An 18,815-nucleotide genomic window follows, 5' to 3' on the forward strand; every position below is an offset into this window, starting at 1 on the left:
CAAGAAATTTCCGTCAATCAAATGACGGGGTGATACATGTGTTGCACATGCACTGGCTTTTAACACACTGTTGAGTTCTCAAGAAACGGACGCGTACGTCCCTGCCAGAAGCTTTGCGAGCCCTGGTGCGGGAGGCGACATCTCGTTTCCTTCAGCTTACCCGATCCGGACGATCCTTGTCAAACCGCCCGTTCCGGGAGCTTCCGGACTTGCCCCTTGCCGAGGCAACCCTCATAACTTACTCCAACTTTCGGCTCTTGTCCAACCACCTGGTCGGACCCAGCCCGATAGCCGGGGTTCGTTGCGAGGAGTGTCAGGACTGATCGCCCTGCGGACAAAACTGTAGCAGCCCTACGGACGTGGAAGGTCCATCTTCGGTAACGAATGGACCTTCCCCGCGATCGTACGGTTCAAACACCGAGCCCGGCGAGCTGTGCCTCCAGCCGCGCGATGTCGGCTGCGGCCTGCTCGGCCCGGCCCCTGACCTTGGCGACCACGTTCTCGGGTGCCTTGGCCATGAACTGCTCGTTGCCCAGCTTGGCGGCCACCTGCGCCGCCTCCTTGCGCGCGGCCGCGAGATCCTTCTCCAGCCGCTTGCGCTCGGCCACGACGTCGATGGCACCGGCGGTATCGAGCTCGACGCTCACCCCGCCCACCTCCAAACGCGCCGTGGGGGTGAAGGATTCCCCGGGCTCGGTCAGGCGCAGCAGCGACCTGGCCGCCGTCTCCTGGCCGGCCAGCGGCGTGCCGGCCAACCCCAGCCGGGCGGCCACCTTCTGGCCGGGCTTGAGCCCCTGGTCGGAACGGAACCGGCGGACCTCCGTCACCAGCTCCTGCAACGCGACGATCTCGGCCTCCGCGGCCGGGTCGGCGTAACGGGAGTCGGCGACCGGCCACGGGGCCACGACGATCGACTCCCCGCCCGTCACCGCCCGCCACAGCTCCTCGGTGACGAACGGCACCAGCGGGTGCAGCAGCCGCAGCAGCGCGTCGAGCACGTTGCCCAGCACCAGGCGCGTGTGGTCGAGCCCTTCCCCGAGCTGGATCTTGGCCAGCTCCAGGTACCAGTCGCAGACCTCGTCCCAGGCGAAGTGGTAGAGCAGGTCGGCGGCCTTGGCGAACTCGAACTCCTCCAGCGCCGCGTCCGCGGCCCCGATGACGGTCTGCAGGCGCGACAGGATCCACCGGTCGGCCGCGGTCAGCTCGGCGCCGTCGAGCGAGCCGGTGGCCGCGCCGTTCATGAGCGCGAAGCGGGTGGCGTTCCAGATCTTGTTGCAGAAGTTGCGCGAGCCGGCCGCCCACTCCTCGCTCACCGCGACGTCGGCGCCGGGGTTGGCGCCGCGCAGCAGGGTGAAGCGGGTGGCGTCGGCGCCGAAGCGCTCGACCCAGTCGAGCGGATCGACGACGTTGCCGAACGACTTGGACATCTTCTTGCCGTACTGGTCGCGGACCATGCCGTGCAGCGCCACGGTGCGGAACGGCGGCTCGCCGTCCATGGCGTACAGCCCGAACATCATCATCCGGGCCACCCAGAAGAACAGGATGTCGTAGCCGGTGACGAGCACGGAGGTCGGGTAGAAGCGCTCCAGCTCCGGCGTGTGGTCGGGCCAGCCCAGCGTCGAGAACGGCCACAACCCGGAGGAGAACCAGGTGTCGAGGACGTCGGGGTCCTGGGTGTAGCCGGCGGGCGGGTCCTCGTCGGGGCCGACGCACACGACCTCGCCGTCGGGTCCGTACCAGACCGGGATGCGGTGGCCCCACCACAGCTGGCGGGAGATGCACCAGTCGTGCATGTCGTCGACCCAGTCGAAGTAGCGCTTGGCCATCTCCGGCGGGTGGATGCGGGTGCGGCCGTCGCGAACGGCGTCACCGGCCGCCTTGGCCAGCGGCGCGACGTTGACGAACCACTGCAGCGACAGGCGCGGCTCGACGACGGTCTTGCAGCGCGAGCAGTGGCCGACCGCGTGCAGGTAGGGACGCTTCTCGGCGACGATCCTGCCCTCGGCGCGCAGTGCGGCCACGACGGCGGGCCGGGCCTCGAAGCGGTCGAGCCCCTCGAACGGGCCGTGCGCGGTGATCACGCCGCGCTCGTCCATGACGGAGATGGACGGCAGCGAGTGGCGCCGGCCGATCTCGAAGTCGTTGGGGTCGTGGGCCGGGGTCACCTTGACCGCGCCGGTGCCGAAGGCCGGATCGACGTGCTCGTCGGCGACCACCGGGATCATGCGGCCGGTGAGCGGCAGCTCGACCATGGTGCCGACCAGGTGGGCGTAACGCTCGTCGTTGGGGTGGACGGCCACGGCGGTGTCGCCGAGCATGGTCTCGGCGCGGGTGGTGGCGACCACGAGGTCGTCGGAGTAGCGGATCGAGACCAGCTCGCCCTCGTCCTCGCTGTGCTCGACCTCGATGTCGGACAGCGCGGTGTGGCAGCGCGGGCACCAGTTGATGATGCGCTCGGCGCGGTAGATCAGCCCGTCGTCGAACAGGCGTTTGAAGATGGTCTGGACGGCCCGCGACAGGCCCGGGTCCATGGTGAAGCGCTCGCGCGACCAGTCGACACCGTCGCCCAGCTTGCGCATCTGGCCGAGGATCCGGCCGCCGGACTCCTCCTTCCACTGCCAGACCCGCTCGACGAACGCCTCGCGCCCGAGGTCGTGCCGCGACAGGCTCTCCTTGGCCAGCTCGCGCTCCACGACGTTCTGGGTGGCGATGCCGGCGTGGTCCATGCCGGGCAGCCACAAGGTCTCGCGGCCCTGCATGCGGGCGCGGCGGGTGAGCGCGTCCTGGATGGAGTGGTCGAGCGCGTGCCCGATGTGCAGGACGCCCGTCACGTTGGGCGGGGGCAGGACGATGCTGTACGGCTCGCGCGAGCTGCCCGGGTCGGCGCCGAAGTAGCCTCGGGATACCCAGCGCTCGTAGCTACGGGTCTCGACGTCGGCCGGTGTGTATTGAGTAGGCAGCTCTGGCGTTGTCACAGTGACCAATTCTAGGGAGGGCGGCAGGCTGGAAATGCCCCGCTCGCGCGAAAGCGTTCCCGAAATGTCCCCCTTGAATGCCGAAAGCGCCCGCGTGGCGTGCTGCCACGGGGCGCCCGGCCTGGTCTGACGGCCCGGTCAGGCCGACTTCTCGCGCGGGGTGCGCTGCTGCTTGACGGCGAGCTGGTCGCGCGGGACGAGCGTCGGGATCGCGTGCTCCAGCACCGACTCGCGGGTGATGACGACGCGGGCGACGTCCTGGCGGGAGGGCACCTCGTACATCACGGACTGGAGCACCTCCTCCAGGATGGCGCGCAGGCCGCGGGCGCCGGTGCCGCGCAGGATGGCCTGGTCGGCGATGGCCTCCAGAGCGCCGTCGGTGAACTCCAGCTCCACACCGTCGAGCTCAAGCAGCTTGCGGTATTGCTTGACCAGCGCGTTGCGCGGCTCGGTGAGGATCTGGATGAGCGCCTCGCGGTCGAGGTTGTGCACCGAGGTGATGACCGGCAGGCGGCCGACGAACTCGGGGATCATGCCGAACTTCAGCAGGTCCTCGGGCATGACGTCGGCGAAGATGTCGGCGGTGTCGATCTCTTCCTTCGACCGGATGACGGCGTTGAAGCCGATGCCCTTCTTGCCGATGCGCGACTCGATGATCTTTTCCAGACCCGCGAACGCGCCGCCGCAGATGAACAGCACGTTGGTCGTGTCGATCTGGATGAACTCCTGGTGCGGGTGCTTGCGGCCGCCCTGCGGAGGCACCGACGCCGTGGTGCCTTCCAGTATCTTCAGCAGCGCCTGCTGCACACCCTCACCGGAGACGTCGCGGGTGATCGACGGGTTTTCGCTCTTGCGGGCGATCTTGTCGACCTCGTCGATGTAGATGATGCCCGTCTCGGCCTTCTTGACGTCGTAGTCGGCGGCCTGGATGAGCTTGAGGAGGATGTTCTCGACATCCTCGCCGACGTAGCCGGCCTCGGTGAGCGCGGTGGCGTCGGCGATGGCGAAGGGCACGTTGAGCATCTTCGCCAGGGTCTGCGCCAGCAGCGTCTTGCCGGAGCCGGTGGGCCCGAGCAGCAGGATGTTGCTCTTGGCCAGCTCCAGGCCGTCGTCTCTGCCCCGGTCACCGGACTGCACCCGCTTGTAGTGGTTGTAGACCGCCACCGAGAGCGCCTTCTTCGCCTTGTCCTGACCGATGACGTAGGCGTCGAGGAACTCGTAGATCTCCCTCGGCTTGGGCAGGTTGTCCCACTTGAGCTCGGAGGACTCCGAGAGCTCCTCCTCGATGATCTCATTGCAGAGATCGATGCACTCATCGCAGATGTAGACGCCTGGACCGGCAATGAGCTTCTTGACTTGCTTCTGACTCTTTCCACAGAAAGAGCACTTCAGCAGGTCTCCCCCGTCGCCGATGCGTGCCACCCCAGATACTCCTTTGCGTGGGACCGCCCTGCTCTCGCGAGAGCAGTGTCTCCGGACATCCTCCGGACTTGGCCGAACCGCTCAGGTTTCGACGTTACCGTCTTCTGGGCCCTCAGTGAGCCCCCTAGCGGCGAGTCGCACCGGAACGTGCCCTATTGGGCAGCGCTCCGGTGCGTCACGTCTCGTCTAGGAAGCGACGGCCTGAGCGCGCTTCTTCCTGGACGGGATGATGTCGTCGATCAGACCATACGCCTTTGCCTCGTCCGCGTTGAGAATTTTGTCGCGTTCGATGTCCTTGCGGATCTCGGCGGAGGTCTTACCGGTGTGCCGGGCCATGATCTCCTCCAGCAGCGTGCGCATGCGGAGGATCTCGCGGGCCTGGATCTCGATGTCGCTGCCCTGGCCGCCGCCCTCGGTGGACGGCTGGTGGATCAGCACCCGGGCGTTGGGCAGCGCGAAACGCTTGCCCGGGGTGCCGCCGGCCAGCAGCACGGCCGCGGCGGAGGCGGCCTGGCCGAGGCAGACGGTCTGGATCTCCGGCCGGACGAACTGCATCGTGTCGTAGATCGCCGTCATGGCGGTGAACGAACCGCCCGGCGAGTTGATGTAGATGCTGATGTCACGGTCGGGGTCGAGCGACTCCAGCGTCAGCAGCTGCGACATGACGTCGTTGGCGGAGGCGTCGTCGATCTGCACGCCGAGGAAGATGATGCGATCCTCGAACAGCTTCGTGTACGGGTCCATCGTCTTGGTCCCGTACGACGTGCGCTCCGTGAACTGCGGGAGCACGTAGCGACTTTCGATGTTCACAGTTGCTCCCCCTAGGAGACCGGTCCTTGCGACGGCACCTGCCGCGCGCTACGGACGACGTGGTCGATGAAGCCGTAGTCCTTGGCCTCCTCGGCCGTGAACCAGCGGTCACGGTCGGAGTCGGCCTCGATCTGCTCCAGCGGCTGCCCCGTGTGGAAGGCGATCCGCTCGGCCAGCGTCTTCTTCACGTAGAGCATCTGCTCCGCCTGGATGGCGATGTCGGCGGCGGTGCCGCCGATGCCGCCCGACGGCTGGTGCATCATGACCCGCGCGTGCGGCAGGGCGTAACGCTTGCCCTTGGCGCCCGCGGTGAGCAGGAACTGGCCCATCGAGGCCGCCATGCCCATGACCACCGTGGAAACGTCGTTCGGCACGTACTCCATCATGTCGTAGATCGCCATGCCGGCACTCACCGAGCCGCCCGGCGAGTTGATGTAGAGCGTGATGTCGCGGACCGGGTCGTCGGCCGCGAGCAACAGCAGCTCGGCGCAGATCCGGTTGGCGATCTCGTCGTTGACCTCCTGCCCCAGCACGATGATGCGCTCCCGGAGCAGGCGCTGGTAAAGCTGGTCCTCAAGCCGGAAGGCGGAGCCGTTCTCACGGCCTCGAGACTCAGGCTGATAGAAGGTCGGCGGGCTGGTCACAGCGTCACCTTCCGATGCGTCGTAATCGATTGGCTTTGCTTGTGACCTTAACGCGCGCCGCCTACAGGTCATGCCCGCTCTGCCGTACTGTTCGCTGACGGCGCATGCCGGGCCCTTGCGGATGCCGGGGCGGGGAAGGGCGTGATGAGCGGGATGTCCCTGCAGCGCGCTGAGAAGGCGGATCGCGCGGCACGGGCGCGTCGCGGCGGCCGGAAGACGGCGGCCGCCGTACGCCCGGCCAGAGCCGCCTCAGGGCCGCCACCGCCGCATGGCTCTTTTCTGCCCGTTTCGCGCCGGTCTCGGCCCCCTCCCGATACGGCGGAGCCCCCGGACGGCGGTCCGGGGGCTCGCGGGCGGGCCGGGCCGGTGTGCGGCGCGGTGCCCTCAGGTGTGCGGCGCGGGGCGCCTACGCCTCGGTCTTCTCCTCGGCGGGCGCCTCGGCGGCCTCCTCCTCGACCGGCGGCTCACCGTTGATCTCGGTGTAGATGGCCTTGAGGTCCACCTCGTTGCCGTCGGTGTCGACGACCTTGGCGGCGTCGCCGATCACGGACTTGGCCTTGTCGCGGACGATCTCCATCATGGCCAGCGTGAGCTGGTCGTTGTCGGCCAGGTGCTTGGCCAGCTCGTTGGGCTGGACGCCCATCTCCATGGCGCGGCGCACGACGAAGTTGGTCAGCTCCTGCTCGGAGACGCCCAGCTCCTCGGCCTTGACGATCTTGTCGAGCACGAAGCCGACCTTGAGCGCGCGGGCGGAGTTCTTCTCGAACTCGGCGAAGCGCTCCTCCTCCGTCGTCTGGTAGAGACGGAAGAAGGCGTCGCGGCTCAGGCCGCTCTCGGCCACCTGGTGGTCGAGGTTGTGCTTGCGGGCGTCGACCTCGGCCTTGAGCGCGCTGTCGGGCAGCGGGATGTCGATCTGGTCGAGCAGCGCGTCGAGGGCCTTCTCGCGGGTCTGGACGACCTGCTCGATGAGCTTGTTGCGGCGGGCCTGCTCGCGGATGCTGTTCTTGAGCTCGTCGAGGGTGTCGAACTCGCTGGCGAGCTGGGCGAACTCGTCGTCCAGCTCGGGCAGGACCTTCTCCTTGACCGACTTGACGCTGATGATGACGTCGGCTTCCTCGCCGGCGTTCTCGCCGCCGACCAGCTCGGTCTTGAAGCTCTTCTCCTCGCCCGCGGACATGCCCTCGAGCGCGTCGTCCAGGCCCTGCAGCACGGAGCCTGCGCCGACCTCGTAGGAGACCTCGCTGGCGGCCTGCTCCTCGATGTTCTTGCCGTCGATCTCGGCGCGCAGGTCCATGACGACGTAGTCGCCGCGGGTGGCCGCCCGCTCGACGCCGGTCAGCGTCGCGAAGCGCTGGCGCAGCGCGTCGAGCTGGCGGTCGACGTCCTCGTCGGTGACCTCCGCGGAGTCGACGGTGACCTCGATGCCCTGGTAGTCGGGCACCTCGAAGTTGGGCCGGATGTCGACCTCGGCGGTGAACTCGATCTGCTCGCCGTCATCGATTTTCGTGACCTCGATGTCGGGCTGGCTGACCGGGAACACGTCGGCCTCGTCGACGGCCTGGCCGTACAGCTTGGGCACGGCGTCGTTGAGGGTCTCCTCCAGGACGACCGCCCGGCCGAAGCGCTGCTCGATGATGCGGGCCGGAACCTTGCCAGGCCGGAACCCGGGGACGCGCACCTGCTGCGCGACCTTCTTGTACGCCGCATCCATGCTCGGGCGCAGCTCGTCGAACGGCACCTCGACAGTGAGCTTGACCCGGGTCGGGCTGAGCTCCTCGACAGCGGTCTTCACGGAATGGTCTCCTTGATCAAGCTACGAGTGATCGCGGGCGCGCCCATTCGGTCGGCTCACGCGCCGCGCCCACATGAGCGGCGTTGGGCATGCTCCGCAACGGCGGCATCCAACGCCGGTGGTCCAGTCTAGGGCAGATGCACACCCAACGACGACGCCCTCGGGGTCAGAAGGCTGTCAGCACCCCGTCAGGACTCCTCCCGCCCCGGCTCGCCCGGCCGGGCTCGGTGCCTCCGGGTCCGGCCCGGCGGGTCAGAACTCGTCGGCGATCGCCCGCAACAGGTCGGTCGTCTCGTCCGGCATGGTGCTGACGGCGCACAGCCGCTCCATGACCTCGGTGTAGCGGTCCACGTCCTCGCGCTTGTCGAGGTAGAGGGCGCTGGCCAGCTGCTCGACGTACACGACGTCGGGCAGGTCGGGGTCGGGGAAGCGCAGGATGCTGAACGCCCCTCCCTCCGCGCTGTGCCCGCCGAAGCTGAACGGCATGACCTGGATCGTGATGTTGGGCTGGCGCATGAGGTCGATGAGGTGCTCCAGCTGGGCCTTCATCACCTCGGCGCCGCCGATCGGGCGCCGCAGCGCGGCCTCGTCGATCACCGCCCAGAAGATCGGCCCGTCCGGCCGGTCGAAGATCCTCTGGCGCTCCAGCCGGAGATCCACCCTTCTGGAGATCTCCTCCGTCCCGATGCCCGCCGCCCCGGCGGTCACCACGGCTCTGGCGTACTCCTTGGTCTGCAGCAGTCCTGGCACGAACTGGACCTCGTAGGTCCTGATCCTGGTGGCGGCCTCCTCAAGGCCGACGTACGCCTGGAACCACGTGGGCAGGACGTCGTTGAACCGGTGCCACCAGCCCGGCTCGTTGGCGGTGGCGACCAGGTCGAGCACGGCGGAGCGGGCCTGCTGGTCCACGACCCCGTACAAGGTCAGCAGATCCGCCACGTCACGCTCTTTGAACCCCACCCGGCCCAGCTCCATGCGGCTGATCTTGGATTCCGAGCCCCTGATGAGGTGGCCGGCCTCCTCGCGGGTGACGTTCTTCGCTTCCCTGAGCTTACGCAGCTGGGAGCCCAGGAGGATGCGCAGCGCCGTCGGTCCGGAACCCGGCTGGTTCTGCGTCACTTTGCCTCCTATCAAGGTCCGCACCACACAGTGACACCACATCGGCTGGTATGACAAGGTCTCAACCGGGCGTCCGATTCGGTCGCCTAAACCGCAAAAAGTGACTTACTAGTGCAACTTGCAGCTGCACGTGCATTTGGGTCTTGCAGCTGCCGCCGTCGTGACCCATGATGGCTTAGTGCATTCTGGGCCAAACATGCACTGACCAAGGCTTTACGGGGAGGTATCGGCGGCATGGTAGAGGATCCTCTGGCCACTGCCGATTGCCTGCAGATCACCCGCGAGGTCGGCTTCGACCAGTTGCTCATGGGCCAGGGCGGGAAGCCGTACACGACCTCGTGCCCGCTGCCCTTCCAGGCCGACTCGGTGAAGACCGCCAGGGACGTCACCCGCTCCACCCTGCGGGACTGGGGCCTGCACGACCTGAGCGACGACGCCGCGCTGGTGGTCTCCGAGCTGGTGACGAACGCGGTCAGGTACGCGATGCGGGCGGCCGGGCGGCGCGACATCGAGCTGCTGCTCATGCGGGTCTCGCCCCACGTGCTGCTGGCCGTGGCCGACCCGAGCGACGAGGTGCCGCGGCGCAAGGAGCCCGACTTCGTCTCGGAGAACGGCCGCGGGCTCTACATCGTCGAGACCTACAGCCAGAGCTGGGGCTGGGACCGGCTGGCCCGCGGCGGCAAGGCCGTGTGGGCGCTCTTCCGCGCCGAGCCCTGACCGCTCGTTCCGGTTCTCAGGGGGCCCTCACTCGCCGGTGACGCCGTCGATACGCTCGCGCAGCAGGTCGGCGTGGCCGTTGTGGCGCGCGTACTCCTCGATCATGTGGACGAGGATCCAGCGGTGCGTGCACGCGCGGCCCCGGTGGTCGCCCACGGCGTCGAGGGGCTTGGCGGCGGAGACGGCGCGGGCCAGGTCGATCTCCTCCCGCCACGTCGCGAACGCCTCCGCCACCGAGGCGGTGTCCACCTCCTTGAAGTCGGCGTCGTTGTCGCGCTCCTTGTCCCACAACTTCGGGACGTCCTCGCCGTTCAGCACCCGGCGGAACCAGGCGCGCTCCACGTTCGCCATGTGCCGGACCAGGCCGAGCAGGGACATGGTGGAGGGCGGCGCGCTGCGCAGGCGCAGCTGGTCGTCGCTCAGGCCGTCGCACTTGACGGCGAGGGTGGCGCGGTGCCATTCGAGCCAGTTGCCGAGGACGGTGCGCTCGTCGCCGGTCAGCGGGGGCGGGATACGGGTGTCTGTCATGAGGACCGACCTTATCGCGCGTTCTGGACACGATGTCCGTTCTGCAGGACGCGGTAGACGGCCGCGCGGACGGTGTCGTCCTGTACGGCGGCGACGAACGCGCCGGGCGTGTCGCCGCAGAGCCGCCGCAGCGCTGGAGAGGCGTCGAGGAGTTCCTGGATAAGCGCGCGCTGCGGGGCCAGGCGGCGGGGACGCCCGCCGGGGCCGGCCAGGCAGCCGTGCCTGCCGGTGTAGACCGAGACGGGCGGGCGCCGCAGGCCGGACTCCAGGGTGACGGGATGGCTCAGCGGGCGGCGCGCGTAGTTGGGCTCGGTGAGGTCGAGGGCGGCGAGCTGGCGCTCGTCCAGCCAGAGCACGAACAGCCGCGAGGTCTCCCCCGGCGTGCCGATCGGCGCGGCGGGCACGTACCCCCATCTGCTGACATGAGCGGACACGCCGGGCGCGATGCCCGGCACGTCGGCGAGCGTCATCGGGACGACCGGGCGTACGGCGTGGTCGCGGAACTTCCTGAGCAGCTGGCCGGGCGCCGCGTTCGAGCCGACGGCCGCGACCGGGTGGCGCTCCGTCATGGGGGCGAACCCGCCGCGGGACAGGAGGTCGGCCAGGACATGCCCCCCGGCGTCCCATTCCTCGGGGCCGCGGCCGGCGGCGGGCCGCAGCGGCAGGTACGCGGCGTCCAGCAGCACGCCCGACGTCGCCGGGATCCGGCCGGGATAGGTGAGGGGACGGGAGATCGGGTCGTCCGCGAACAGCCGCATGCCCTCAGCATGCCCTCAGCGGGCCCTCGCGGCTCAGGCCACCTTGGACGAGGGCGCCTTCCAGGTGTTGCAGGCGCTGGGGCCCCCCGCCTTGTACCCCTGGCCGAACCAGTAGACCTCGTTGCCCTTCAGCCTCCAGCCCTTGGCCGGCCGCCCGAGGGCCCTGGCGGCGGCGCCGGCCAGGCAGTCCCGCTGGTAGGCGTAGCGGCGCTCCTGCTCCTTGAGCACCTTCTCGTCGCCGCCGTAATCGAGCGTCCTGGCCGCCGTGGTGATGCCCGCCCGCATCAGCACGACCTCGCCGAAGACGGTGGCCACGCCCTGGAAGACGGGCGTGTCACTCTTGGAGCGCACCCAGTCGTCGGCGAGGCCGACGTAGATCCCCTCGGGTGTCAGGAACGGCCAGCTCTTGTACTTCTTCTCGCCGTCCTTCTCGTAACTGATCTCGACCTTGACGGCGTCCGCGCGCCAGGCCTTGCCCAGGCAGCCGGCCAGGGTGCGGATGTACTTCTCGGTCGCGGCCCTGGTCGTGCCCTTCTTCGCGGCGCAGCGGGTCTTGGCGAGCTTGGGCGCCTTGTAGAGCTTGCTGGCGGTCAGGTCGGGGACGCCGGTGACGGGCTCGGCGGTGGCGGTACCGGAGAGGGCGGTGCCGGAGAGGGCGAGGACTCCCGCGGCGGCGCCGGCTAACACGCGTGTGATCATGGCTGGGCATCCTAGCCACAACCTGGAGTTCCCGCTCGTCCGGCGGGGGCGGCGGAATTTCACCCGGTCCTCGTTCGTACGCGGGCGGAGGCCGCGTCGTCGAGCGGTCCTGCCGGTCCCCCACGTGCCCCGCCCGGGTGGTGGTCCACCGATCGGTGGATCGCCCCCACCGACCGGCCGGGCCGGCGCCTCCGCCGTCCGGCGGCCAGGTCCCGTCTCCTGGGCGGTGCCGGGAGAAGGGCTGGTCGTAGCAGGCTGAACGCACCCATCGCGGATGGGCCGAGCCTGAAAGGACGCGCGCATGCCACCAGTGATCGAGGTACGCAACCTTCACAAACGCTACGACGACAAGATCGCGGTCGATGACGTCTCGCTCACCGTCCAGGAGGGTGAGATCTTCGGCATCCTCGGCCCGAACGGCGCGGGCAAGACGACGACCGTGGAGTGCGTCGAGGGCCTCCGCACGCCGGACCGCGGCGAGATCAGGGTGCTCGGGCTCGACCCCCTCCGGGACCGCGCCGAGCTGACCCGGGCGCTCGGCGTCCAATTGCAGGCAGGACACCTCCCCGAGCGGCTGCAGGTCGCCGAGGCCCTGGAGCTGTACAGCTCGTTCTACCCCGAGCCCGCCGACTGGCGGGCGCTGCTGGACGATCTCGGCCTGGCGGCCAAGGCGAGGACCAGGTACGCCAAGCTGTCCGGTGGCCAGAAACAACGGCTCTCGATCGCGCTGGCGCTCGTCGGCAACCCCCGGGTGGCGATCCTCGACGAGCTCACCACCGGTCTCGACCCGCAGGCCCGGCGCGACACCTGGGACCTGATCGAGGGAGTGCGCTCCCGCGGCGTGACGATCGTGCTGGTCACCCACTTCATGGAGGAGGCCGAGCGGCTGTGCGACCGGCTGGCGCTGATCGACGCCGGCCGCGTCGTCATGGTGGACACCCCGGCCGGCCTGACCGAGCGGGCGCGCGTCGGGCAGCGGATCCAGTTCCGCCCGTCCAGGCCGATGGACGACCGCCTGCTGGCGAGCCTGCCCGGCGTCTCCGGCGTCACCCGCCGCGGTGACCTGGTCATCGTCAACGGCGACGACGACGCGCTCAACGCCGTCACCACCGTGCTGGCCCGCAACCGGATCGTGGCCGAACGGCTACGCGTCGAGCAGGCGAGCCTGGAGGACGCCTTCGTCCATCTGACCGGCAAGCGCCTCGAACCCGGCTCCTGCTAACGCGTCACGGAGAGGACCTCATACCCATGTCAGCCCTGCGCACCACCGCACCTCCCGTCACCGCCGGGCGAGGCTCCGCGACGTGGCGGCTCGTCAAGGCCGAGAGCACGTTGTGCGTCCGGGACAAGGTCGCCCCCCTCTGGGGCATCGGCTTCCCGCTCGTCCTGCTGGTCGTCCTCGGCAGCGTCCCCGATCTGCGGCAGCCCGTGGAGACCGGCGGCGGCCTGACGTACTTCGACCTCTACGTCCCTGTTCTGATCCTCTTCAACCTGGCCATCCTGGCCACGGCCTCCGTGCCGACCACGCTCGCGGGCTACCGGGAGAACGGCGTGCTGCGGCGCATGCGGACCACGCCGGTCGGCCCGGCCCGCGTGCTCGCCGCCCAGCTCGTGGCCAACCTCGCCATCGCGGTCGTCGCGATGGTCCTGTTCCTGGCGGTGGCCCGGCTCGGCTTCGGCGTGGACCTCCCGGGGCACCCGCTCGGCTTCGCCCTCGCCTGGCTGCTCGCGGCGGCCGCGCTGCTCGCGATCGGCCTGCTGATCACCGCCCTCGCGCCCGGGCGTGGCCCGGCCACGGCGATCGGCACGGTGCTGTTCTTCCCGATGATGTTCTTCGCCGGACTCTGGGTACCGATCTCGCAGATGCCGCCGCTGTTGCGGAGCATCGCCCACTACACCCCGCTCGGCGCGGGCATGGGGGCGTTCCAGGACGCGTACCTGGGTCACTTCCCGTCCGCCGTGCCGCTGCTGACCCTGGCGGCCTATGCGGTGGTGTGCGCGTTCGCCGCGGTCCGCTGGTTCCGCTGGGAATAGAATCTCCGCGGGGAGTGGGAGTCTTGAGCGGGAAGATCGCACGGCAGCCGCCGTTCCTTCTGGTCAACGTGGTGCCGTACGCGCTGCTGGCGCTCCTCGTGGCGGTCCTGATGATCGCGGAGGGCTGGGCGGGCGGCTCCCTGCTCATCGACCTCGGCCTGTGCGGGCTGGCCGCCGCGTGGATGCTCGGCATGTTCACCCTGCGCCCCGGCCTGCGGGACCGGCCACGGATCATGGGGGTGTTCGTCGCGGGGCTGCTCGCGATCACCGCGGTCCTGGTGATCCGTCATCCCGTGTTCGGGCTCTTCACCCCCGCCGCCTACATCTACTCCTTCACGGTCCTGCGCTGGCCGTGGCGCTTGCTGGGCGTGGCCGCCACGGCGGTCCTGGCCGGTGGCGCACAGGCCTCCAGCGTGGACACGACGACCGGGCTCGGCCTGACGCTCTACGTGACCGTCGTCGCCTTCAACATCGCCATGATGTGCGGCTGCGCCTGGGTCCTGCGGCTCGCCGAGAAGGAGGAGGATCGGCGCGAGCAGACCCTTGAGGAGCTGAGCCGGACGAATCGCCTCCTGGAGGCGACGCTCGCCGAGAACGCCGGCCTGCACGCCCAGCTGCTCGCCCAGGCCCGGGAGGCGGGGGTGCTCGACGAGCGCCAGCGGATGGCCCGCGAGATCCACGACACCCTGGCGCAGGGGCTGACCGGGATCATCGCGCAGCTCCAGGCGGCCGAGCAGATGCACGAGGTCCCGGCGCTGTGGCGCCGGCCCTTCGACGCCGTCAAGGGCCTGGCCAGGGAGAGCCTGGCCGAGGCCCGGCGCTCGGTCGACGCGCTGCGGCCCGAGCCGCTGGAGGGCGCCCGCCTGGGCGACGCGCTCGCCGACGTCGCCGGCCGGTGGTCGAAGCTGCACGGGCTCGCCGTCCGGGTCACGACGACCGGCACGGCGCGGCCGATGGCACCGGAGGCCGAGTTCGCGCTGCTGCGCACGGCGCAGGAGGCGCTGGCCAACGTGGCCAAGCACGCGCACGCGACCAGGGTCGGGCTGACGCTGTCCTACCTGGAGCACGAGGTGGCACTGGACGTGCGCGACGACGGCAGGGGCTTCGATCCGGAGGGTCTCGGAGCCGGTACGGCCACGGACGGCGGGTCGCGGCCGCCGTCCCGCGGCGGCGGATTCGGCCTGGCCATCATGCGGCAGCGCGTCGAAGGGCTGTCCGGGACCTTACAGATCGAGTCCGAGCCCGGCGCCGGCACCGGGATCTCGGCCCGCGTCCCCACGCTGCCGGCAGGGAGCCACGCATGACCGATCACGCGGCCGAGCCGGCGGCCGGAACCCCGATCCGGTTGGTGATCGCGGACGACCATCCCGTCGTCAGGGACGGGCTGAGCAGCATGTTCGCCTCCGCGCCCGGGTTCGAGGTGCTGGGCGAGGCCGCGGACGGCGCCACGGCCGTACGGCTCGCCCAGGAGCTCAGCCCCGACGTGATCCTGATGGACCTGCGCATGCCGGGCATGGACGGGCTGACCGCGATCCACGAGCTGGCCAGGTGCGGCGTCACCGCGCGCGTGCTGGTGCTGACCACCTACGACACCGACACCCACGTCCTCCCGGCGATCGAGGCGGGCGCGACCGGCTACCTGCTCAAGGACTCCCCCCGGGAGGAGCTGCTGCGAGGCGCGCGGGCCGCCGCCAGGGGCGAGAGCGTGTTGTCCCCCTCGGTGGCGGCACGGCTGATGAACCGGGTCAGGACACCCCCGCCGCACCTGCTCAGCCGGCGGGAGCTGGAGGTCCTGGAGCTCGTGGCGGCCGGGAACACCAACCGCGAGGCGGCCGCCCGGCTGTTCATCACCGAGGCCACGGTCAAGAGCCACCTTCTGAACATCTACGCCAAGCTCGGCGTGGGCGACCGGGCCGCCGCCGTCAGCGAGGCGTTCAACCGGGGGCTGCTCGTCCCGCGGGCTCCCCGGCGGTTCTGACCCTGACCTCCCTGACCCTGACCTCCCTGACCCTGGCCTCCCTGGCCCTGGTCTCAGTTCATCGAGATGTGCACGTGGTCGTAGTGGTTCTCGGTGATGCTGCCGCGGTCGGACATCGGGCGCCAGCCGGAGCCCGAGTTGATGCGCTGCTTCCAGATCACGTACTTGACGCCGAGTTTGTCCTTGTTCTGCAGGGCCCAGGCGGCGAGGCGGTCGCCCAGGGCGGCGTTGGCGGCGGTGGGCATGCTGCCGCCGGTGCTCATCATGAAGTCGCAGGCGCGGCCGAGCGGGTGCTCGCCGCCGGCGCCGGAGCGGAAGCAGCCCACCGAGAACGGCAGCGCGAAGTTCTTGCGTACCTGCTCGCGCATCAGGCGGGTGCGCGGGGTGATGTTGTCCGCGCCGGCCGGCAGCTCGGGGGCCCAGGTGCCGTTGGACGTGCGGCCGCCGGCGTACGGGACGAGGTCCGCCAGCTTCTCCTTGATGTCGTCGATGACGTCCTCGGCCTCGTCGCGCTGCTCCGCCACGTCCGCCGCGTCGTCGCGGATCTTGTCCGTCAGCGCCTCGGCCTCGGCGGCGGCCTTCTTCTTCTCGTCGCGGGCCTTGGCCACGTTCTGCACCAGCGCCTGCTGCTCGGCGGTGAGCTGGTCGAGGACTGCCGCGCTGGCGCCGTCCAGCATGAAGCCGGGCACCGGCGGGTTGCCGTTCTGGTAGCGCAGCCGGGCGAGTTCGGCGACGCGCTGCTCGGTCGTGGCCAGCGTGCGGTCGGCGGCGGCCAGGCGCTCCTTCGCCGCGCCGGCCGCCTCCTGCGCCTTGGCCAGCTCGACGCGCTTGAGGTTGTACTGCTCGATGAGCTTGTCGACCTTGGTGTTGAGCCGCTTGAGCTGGGCGCGGAGCTGGGCCTCGGTGGGCTTCGGCGCGGTGAGCTTCAGCGCGGTGGGTTTCGGCGCGACCGCCGCCACCTGGGCCCGCGCCGGGGCCGCCGGGAGGGCCGCGACCGTGCCGACGACCAGGGCGGCGATCAGGCCGGTGGCGGCGAGGCCGGAGCCGATGGCCTGGGGTGCGGGGGGCGAAGCCGCCACGTACTCGGGTTCCTCTCCCTCTGCCGGCCGGGTTAGCTGACGGGTTCGGGCGTGAGAGTGCGTCCCTACCACCGAAGTGGATTCACCCCAGGTGCGGTGGGTCCCCGGCTCCCGGGCGACGCGCCCGGGATTAGGCGTGCAACGGTTGTGACCACCGGTGCATATCGGGATGTTAGTGGTAGATCACGATTCATGCGACCTTAAGTAGAAATCTATTAGTGATCAAGTTGTGATCGGAGCATGCGGGCCGCCTCCTCCGGCAGCACGTCGTTGACGAACGCGCCCATCGCCGACTCCGATCCGGCCAGGTACTTCAGCTTCCCGGGCGCCCGCCTGACGCTGAACAGCTCCAGATGCAGGTACGCCAGCTCCCGCCCCTCCCGCACGGGCGCCTGGTGCCAGGCCGAGATGTACGGCATCACGACCCCGAACAGCCCGTCGAAGGCCCGCAGCACCGAGGTGTAGAGCGGCGCGAACGCGGCCCGCTCCGCCTCCGTCAGCGCCGGCAGGTCGGGCACCTGCCGGTGCGGGTACACGTGCACCTCGAACGGCCAGCGCGCGGCGGCCGGCACGAACGCCGTCCAGTGCTCGTTGGCGGCCACCACCCGCGTGCCGGCGGCCCGCTCGGCGGCCAGGACGTCGGCGAACAGGTTCCCCGGGCCCTGGTGGCGGGCGGCGGCGCCGAGCTGGAGCCTGGTGCGCGGGGTGACGTACGGGTAGGCGTAGATCTGCCCGTGCGGGTGCGCCAGCGTGATGCCGATCTCCGAGCCCCGGTTCTCGAAGCAGAACACCTGCTCCACGCCCTCGATGCCGGACAGCTCGGCGGTGCGGTCGGCCCATGCCTCCATGACCAGCTCGACCCCGTCGTCGGACAGGCGGGAGAAGCTGGAGTCGTGGTCGGGGGTGAAGCAGACGACCTCGCACCGGCCCGCGCCGGGCCGGACCGCACTCAGCCCACCCACATCCTCATAAGTCGCAAAATTTCCGGAAAAAGAGGGGAAGCGGTTCTCGAACACCACCACGTCGTAGTCGGAGGCCGGGATCTCCGTGAGCCGGTCCCCCGACGACGGGCACAACGGGCACTCCGCCGCCGTGCCGGTCGGCTGGAACGTCCGCGTCTGCCGGTGCCCGGCGATCGCGACCCACTCCTCCGTCAGCGGGTCGTAGCGCAGCTCGGACGCCACCGGGCGGGGGCCCAGCTCGCGCCGGTCCACCGCGCCGCGGTCGGCGTCGTCACGACGGTCGAAGTAGATGAGCTCCCGGCCGTCGGCCAGGTGGGTGATGGTGCGCTTCACAGCGTGCCCTCTTCCGCGATGATGAGTTCGCCGGCCCTGTCGGCCAGCTCCGTACGTGCCTCCTGCGGCAGCCCGGCGTCGCTGATGACCACGTCCGCCTCGCTCAGCTCGGCGATGGTGCTGATGCCGACCGTGTTCCACTTGGTGTGGTCGGCGGGCACCACCAGGCGGTTGGCCGCCGTCACCAGCTCCCTGTCGGTCTCGGACTCCAGCAGGTTGGGCGTGGTGAAGCCGGCCCGCACGCTCATCCCGTGGACGCCGAGGAAGAGCGTGTCCACGTGCAGGCGGCGGATCGCGGCCACGGCGACCGGGCCCACCAGGGCGTCCGAGGGGGTGCGGACCCCGCCGGTCAGCACGACCGTGCGGTCGGCGCGCGGGTTGCGGTGGAAGACGTCGGCGACGGGGATCGAGTTGGTGATCACCGTGAGCTCGGGCACGCCGATCAGATGGTGGGCCAGCGCCCACGTGGTGGTGCCCGCCGACAGCGCGACGGCGGTGCCCGGCCGGACGAGCTGGGCGGCGCGGCGCGCGATGACCTGCTTCTCCGGCTGCTGGCGGGCGGACTTGGCGGTGAAGCCCGGCTCCTCGGTCGAGCCGGGGCCGAGGGCGGTGGCGCCGCCGTGCACCTTCTCCAGCAGGCCGCGCTCGGCCAGCACCTCCAGGTCGCGGCGGATGGTCATGTCGGAGACGCCGAGCTCGCGCACGAGGTCGGCCACCCGGACGCCACCGTTGCTGCGTACGCGTTCCAGGATCGCCTGCTGACGCTGCTGTGCGAGCACCCCTGCTCCTTCCAACAGATTCCACCAAATTATGACACGGATATGTTGGAGGAATGTTAGTTCCGGCGGACCGCTTGCCTGGTCGGCGCGGCGGAGGGACGGTGGGAGATCATGCCGGGAACCTCATCGACGGGAGGCGGGCTCATGGCCAGGCGAGCACGCAAGGGCAGGGCGCGCAAGAAGAAG

General features: G+C 69.9%; 17 protein-coding genes and 1 riboswitch. Of the genes, 5 read left to right on the forward strand and 12 right to left on the reverse strand.

Annotation, left to right across the window (positions count from 1 at the left end; translation table 11 throughout):
• Positions 1 to 410 precede the first annotated feature (410 nt).
• The 6 genes from AB0H75_RS49050 to AB0H75_RS49075 all read right to left on the reverse strand — a co-directional run bounded on the left by AB0H75_RS49050 (position 411) and on the right by AB0H75_RS49075 (position 8,762).
• Complete coding sequence (locus AB0H75_RS49050) at positions 411 to 2,975, reverse strand: valine--tRNA ligase (protein ID WP_367808770.1); 2,565 nt, start codon at positions 2,973 to 2,975, stop codon at positions 411 to 413.
• A gap of 138 nt (positions 2,976 to 3,113) precedes the next feature.
• Complete coding sequence (clpX, locus tag AB0H75_RS49055; protein WP_367808772.1) at positions 3,114 to 4,397, reverse strand: ATP-dependent Clp protease ATP-binding subunit ClpX; 1,284 nt, start codon at positions 4,395 to 4,397, stop codon at positions 3,114 to 3,116.
• 186 nt (positions 4,398 to 4,583) lie between these two features.
• Positions 4,584 to 5,207, reverse strand: a complete 624-nt coding sequence (locus AB0H75_RS49060; protein WP_367808774.1) for an ATP-dependent Clp protease proteolytic subunit — start codon at positions 5,205 to 5,207, stop codon at positions 4,584 to 4,586.
• A gap of 11 nt (positions 5,208 to 5,218) precedes the next feature.
• The gene (locus tag AB0H75_RS49065; protein WP_367808776.1) at positions 5,219 to 5,851 is read right to left on the reverse strand and encodes a ClpP family protease; all 633 of its coding nucleotides are present in this window, start codon (positions 5,849 to 5,851) and stop codon (positions 5,219 to 5,221) included.
• Between the two features lie 406 nt (positions 5,852 to 6,257).
• On the reverse strand, positions 6,258 to 7,643 hold the full coding sequence (gene tig / locus AB0H75_RS49070; protein ID WP_367808778.1) for a trigger factor: 1,386 nt from the start codon (positions 7,641 to 7,643) through the stop codon (positions 6,258 to 6,260).
• A 252-nt stretch (positions 7,644 to 7,895) separates the two neighbouring features.
• Positions 7,896 to 8,762, reverse strand: a complete 867-nt coding sequence (locus tag AB0H75_RS49075) for a helix-turn-helix domain-containing protein (RefSeq protein ID WP_367808780.1) — start codon at positions 8,760 to 8,762, stop codon at positions 7,896 to 7,898.
• Between the two features lie 234 nt (positions 8,763 to 8,996).
• Between AB0H75_RS49075 and AB0H75_RS49080 the strand changes: the two genes are divergently transcribed.
• Positions 8,997 to 9,479 (forward strand): ATP-binding protein, encoded by a 483-nt coding sequence (locus AB0H75_RS49080; RefSeq protein WP_367808782.1) that lies wholly within the window; start codon positions 8,997 to 8,999, stop codon positions 9,477 to 9,479.
• 27 nt (positions 9,480 to 9,506) lie between these two features.
• On the opposite strand, the gene AB0H75_RS49085 is transcribed toward AB0H75_RS49080, so the two are convergent.
• From AB0H75_RS49085 to AB0H75_RS49095, 3 genes are read right to left on the reverse strand one after another with little or no spacing between them, the layout of a single operon-like run.
• On the reverse strand, positions 9,507 to 10,007 hold the full coding sequence (locus AB0H75_RS49085; protein WP_367808784.1) for a DinB family protein: 501 nt from the start codon (positions 10,005 to 10,007) through the stop codon (positions 9,507 to 9,509).
• Between the two features lie 11 nt (positions 10,008 to 10,018).
• On the reverse strand, positions 10,019 to 10,765 hold the full coding sequence (locus tag AB0H75_RS49090; RefSeq protein ID WP_367808786.1) for a hypothetical protein: 747 nt from the start codon (positions 10,763 to 10,765) through the stop codon (positions 10,019 to 10,021).
• Positions 10,766 to 10,798: 33 nt separating this feature from the next.
• Positions 10,799 to 11,464 carry a hypothetical protein gene (locus AB0H75_RS49095; RefSeq protein WP_367808788.1) on the reverse strand — a complete coding sequence of 222 codons (666 nt, stop codon included), beginning with the start codon at positions 11,462 to 11,464 and terminating at the stop codon, positions 10,799 to 10,801.
• A gap of 301 nt (positions 11,465 to 11,765) precedes the next feature.
• On the opposite strand from AB0H75_RS49095, the gene AB0H75_RS49100 reads away from it, so the two are divergent.
• From AB0H75_RS49100 to AB0H75_RS49115, 4 genes are read left to right on the forward strand one after another with little or no spacing between them, the layout of a single operon-like run.
• The gene (locus AB0H75_RS49100) at positions 11,766 to 12,686 is read left to right on the forward strand and encodes an ABC transporter ATP-binding protein (protein ID WP_367808790.1); all 921 of its coding nucleotides are present in this window, start codon (positions 11,766 to 11,768) and stop codon (positions 12,684 to 12,686) included.
• A gap of 26 nt (positions 12,687 to 12,712) precedes the next feature.
• Positions 12,713 to 13,498, forward strand: a complete 786-nt coding sequence (locus AB0H75_RS49105) for an ABC transporter permease (RefSeq protein WP_367808792.1) — start codon at positions 12,713 to 12,715, stop codon at positions 13,496 to 13,498.
• A gap of 23 nt (positions 13,499 to 13,521) precedes the next feature.
• Positions 13,522 to 14,802: a sensor histidine kinase gene (locus AB0H75_RS49110; protein WP_367808794.1), complete on the forward strand. Its 1,281-nt coding sequence runs from the start codon at positions 13,522 to 13,524 to the stop codon at positions 14,800 to 14,802.
• Complete coding sequence (locus tag AB0H75_RS49115) at positions 14,799 to 15,476, forward strand: response regulator (protein ID WP_367808796.1); 678 nt, start codon at positions 14,799 to 14,801, stop codon at positions 15,474 to 15,476. The genes AB0H75_RS49110 and AB0H75_RS49115 overlap by 4 nt, the downstream gene beginning before the upstream one ends.
• Before the next feature lie 53 nt (positions 15,477 to 15,529).
• On the opposite strand, the gene AB0H75_RS49120 is transcribed toward AB0H75_RS49115, so the two are convergent.
• The 3 genes from AB0H75_RS49120 to AB0H75_RS49130 all read right to left on the reverse strand — a co-directional run bounded on the left by AB0H75_RS49120 (position 15,530) and on the right by AB0H75_RS49130 (position 18,629).
• On the reverse strand, positions 15,530 to 16,555 hold the full coding sequence (locus tag AB0H75_RS49120) for a coiled-coil domain-containing protein (RefSeq protein WP_367808798.1): 1,026 nt from the start codon (positions 16,553 to 16,555) through the stop codon (positions 15,530 to 15,532).
• 7 nt (positions 16,556 to 16,562) lie between these two features.
• Positions 16,563 to 16,702: riboswitch (cyclic di-AMP (ydaO/yuaA leader) on the reverse strand.
• A 68-nt stretch (positions 16,703 to 16,770) separates the two neighbouring features.
• On the reverse strand, positions 16,771 to 17,850 hold the full coding sequence (galT, locus tag AB0H75_RS49125) for a galactose-1-phosphate uridylyltransferase (protein WP_367808800.1): 1,080 nt from the start codon (positions 17,848 to 17,850) through the stop codon (positions 16,771 to 16,773).
• Entirely contained in the window at positions 17,847 to 18,629 is a 783-nt protein-coding gene (locus AB0H75_RS49130; protein WP_367808802.1) for a DeoR/GlpR family DNA-binding transcription regulator, read from the reverse strand. The genes galT and AB0H75_RS49130 overlap by 4 nt, the downstream gene beginning before the upstream one ends.
• Positions 18,630 to 18,815: the final 186 nt, after the last annotated feature.

Origin of the sequence: Nonomuraea sp. NPDC050783, from assembly GCF_040802095.1 — a bacterium.
In the GTDB taxonomy this organism is placed as follows: Bacteria; Actinomycetota; Actinomycetes; order Streptosporangiales; family Streptosporangiaceae; genus Nonomuraea.

What these genes read in the sequence shown, in the direction of transcription:
- AB0H75_RS49080 (WP_367808782.1), top strand. Translation starts at nt 8,997, where the DNA reads ATGGTAGAGGATCCTCTGGCCACTGCCGATTGCCTGCAGATCACCCGC.
- AB0H75_RS49090 (WP_367808786.1), bottom strand. Translation starts at nt 10,765, where the DNA reads ATGCGGCTGTTCGCGGACGACCCGATCTCCCGTCCCCTCACCTATCCC.
- AB0H75_RS49085 (WP_367808784.1), bottom strand. Translation starts at nt 10,007, where the DNA reads ATGACAGACACCCGTATCCCGCCCCCGCTGACCGGCGACGAGCGCACC.
- AB0H75_RS49105 (WP_367808792.1), top strand. Translation starts at nt 12,713, where the DNA reads ATGTCAGCCCTGCGCACCACCGCACCTCCCGTCACCGCCGGGCGAGGC.
- AB0H75_RS49115 (WP_367808796.1), top strand. Translation starts at nt 14,799, where the DNA reads ATGACCGATCACGCGGCCGAGCCGGCGGCCGGAACCCCGATCCGGTTG.
- AB0H75_RS49100 (WP_367808790.1), top strand. Translation starts at nt 11,766, where the DNA reads ATGCCACCAGTGATCGAGGTACGCAACCTTCACAAACGCTACGACGAC.
- AB0H75_RS49095 (WP_367808788.1), bottom strand. Translation starts at nt 11,464, where the DNA reads ATGATCACACGCGTGTTAGCCGGCGCCGCCGCGGGAGTCCTCGCCCTC.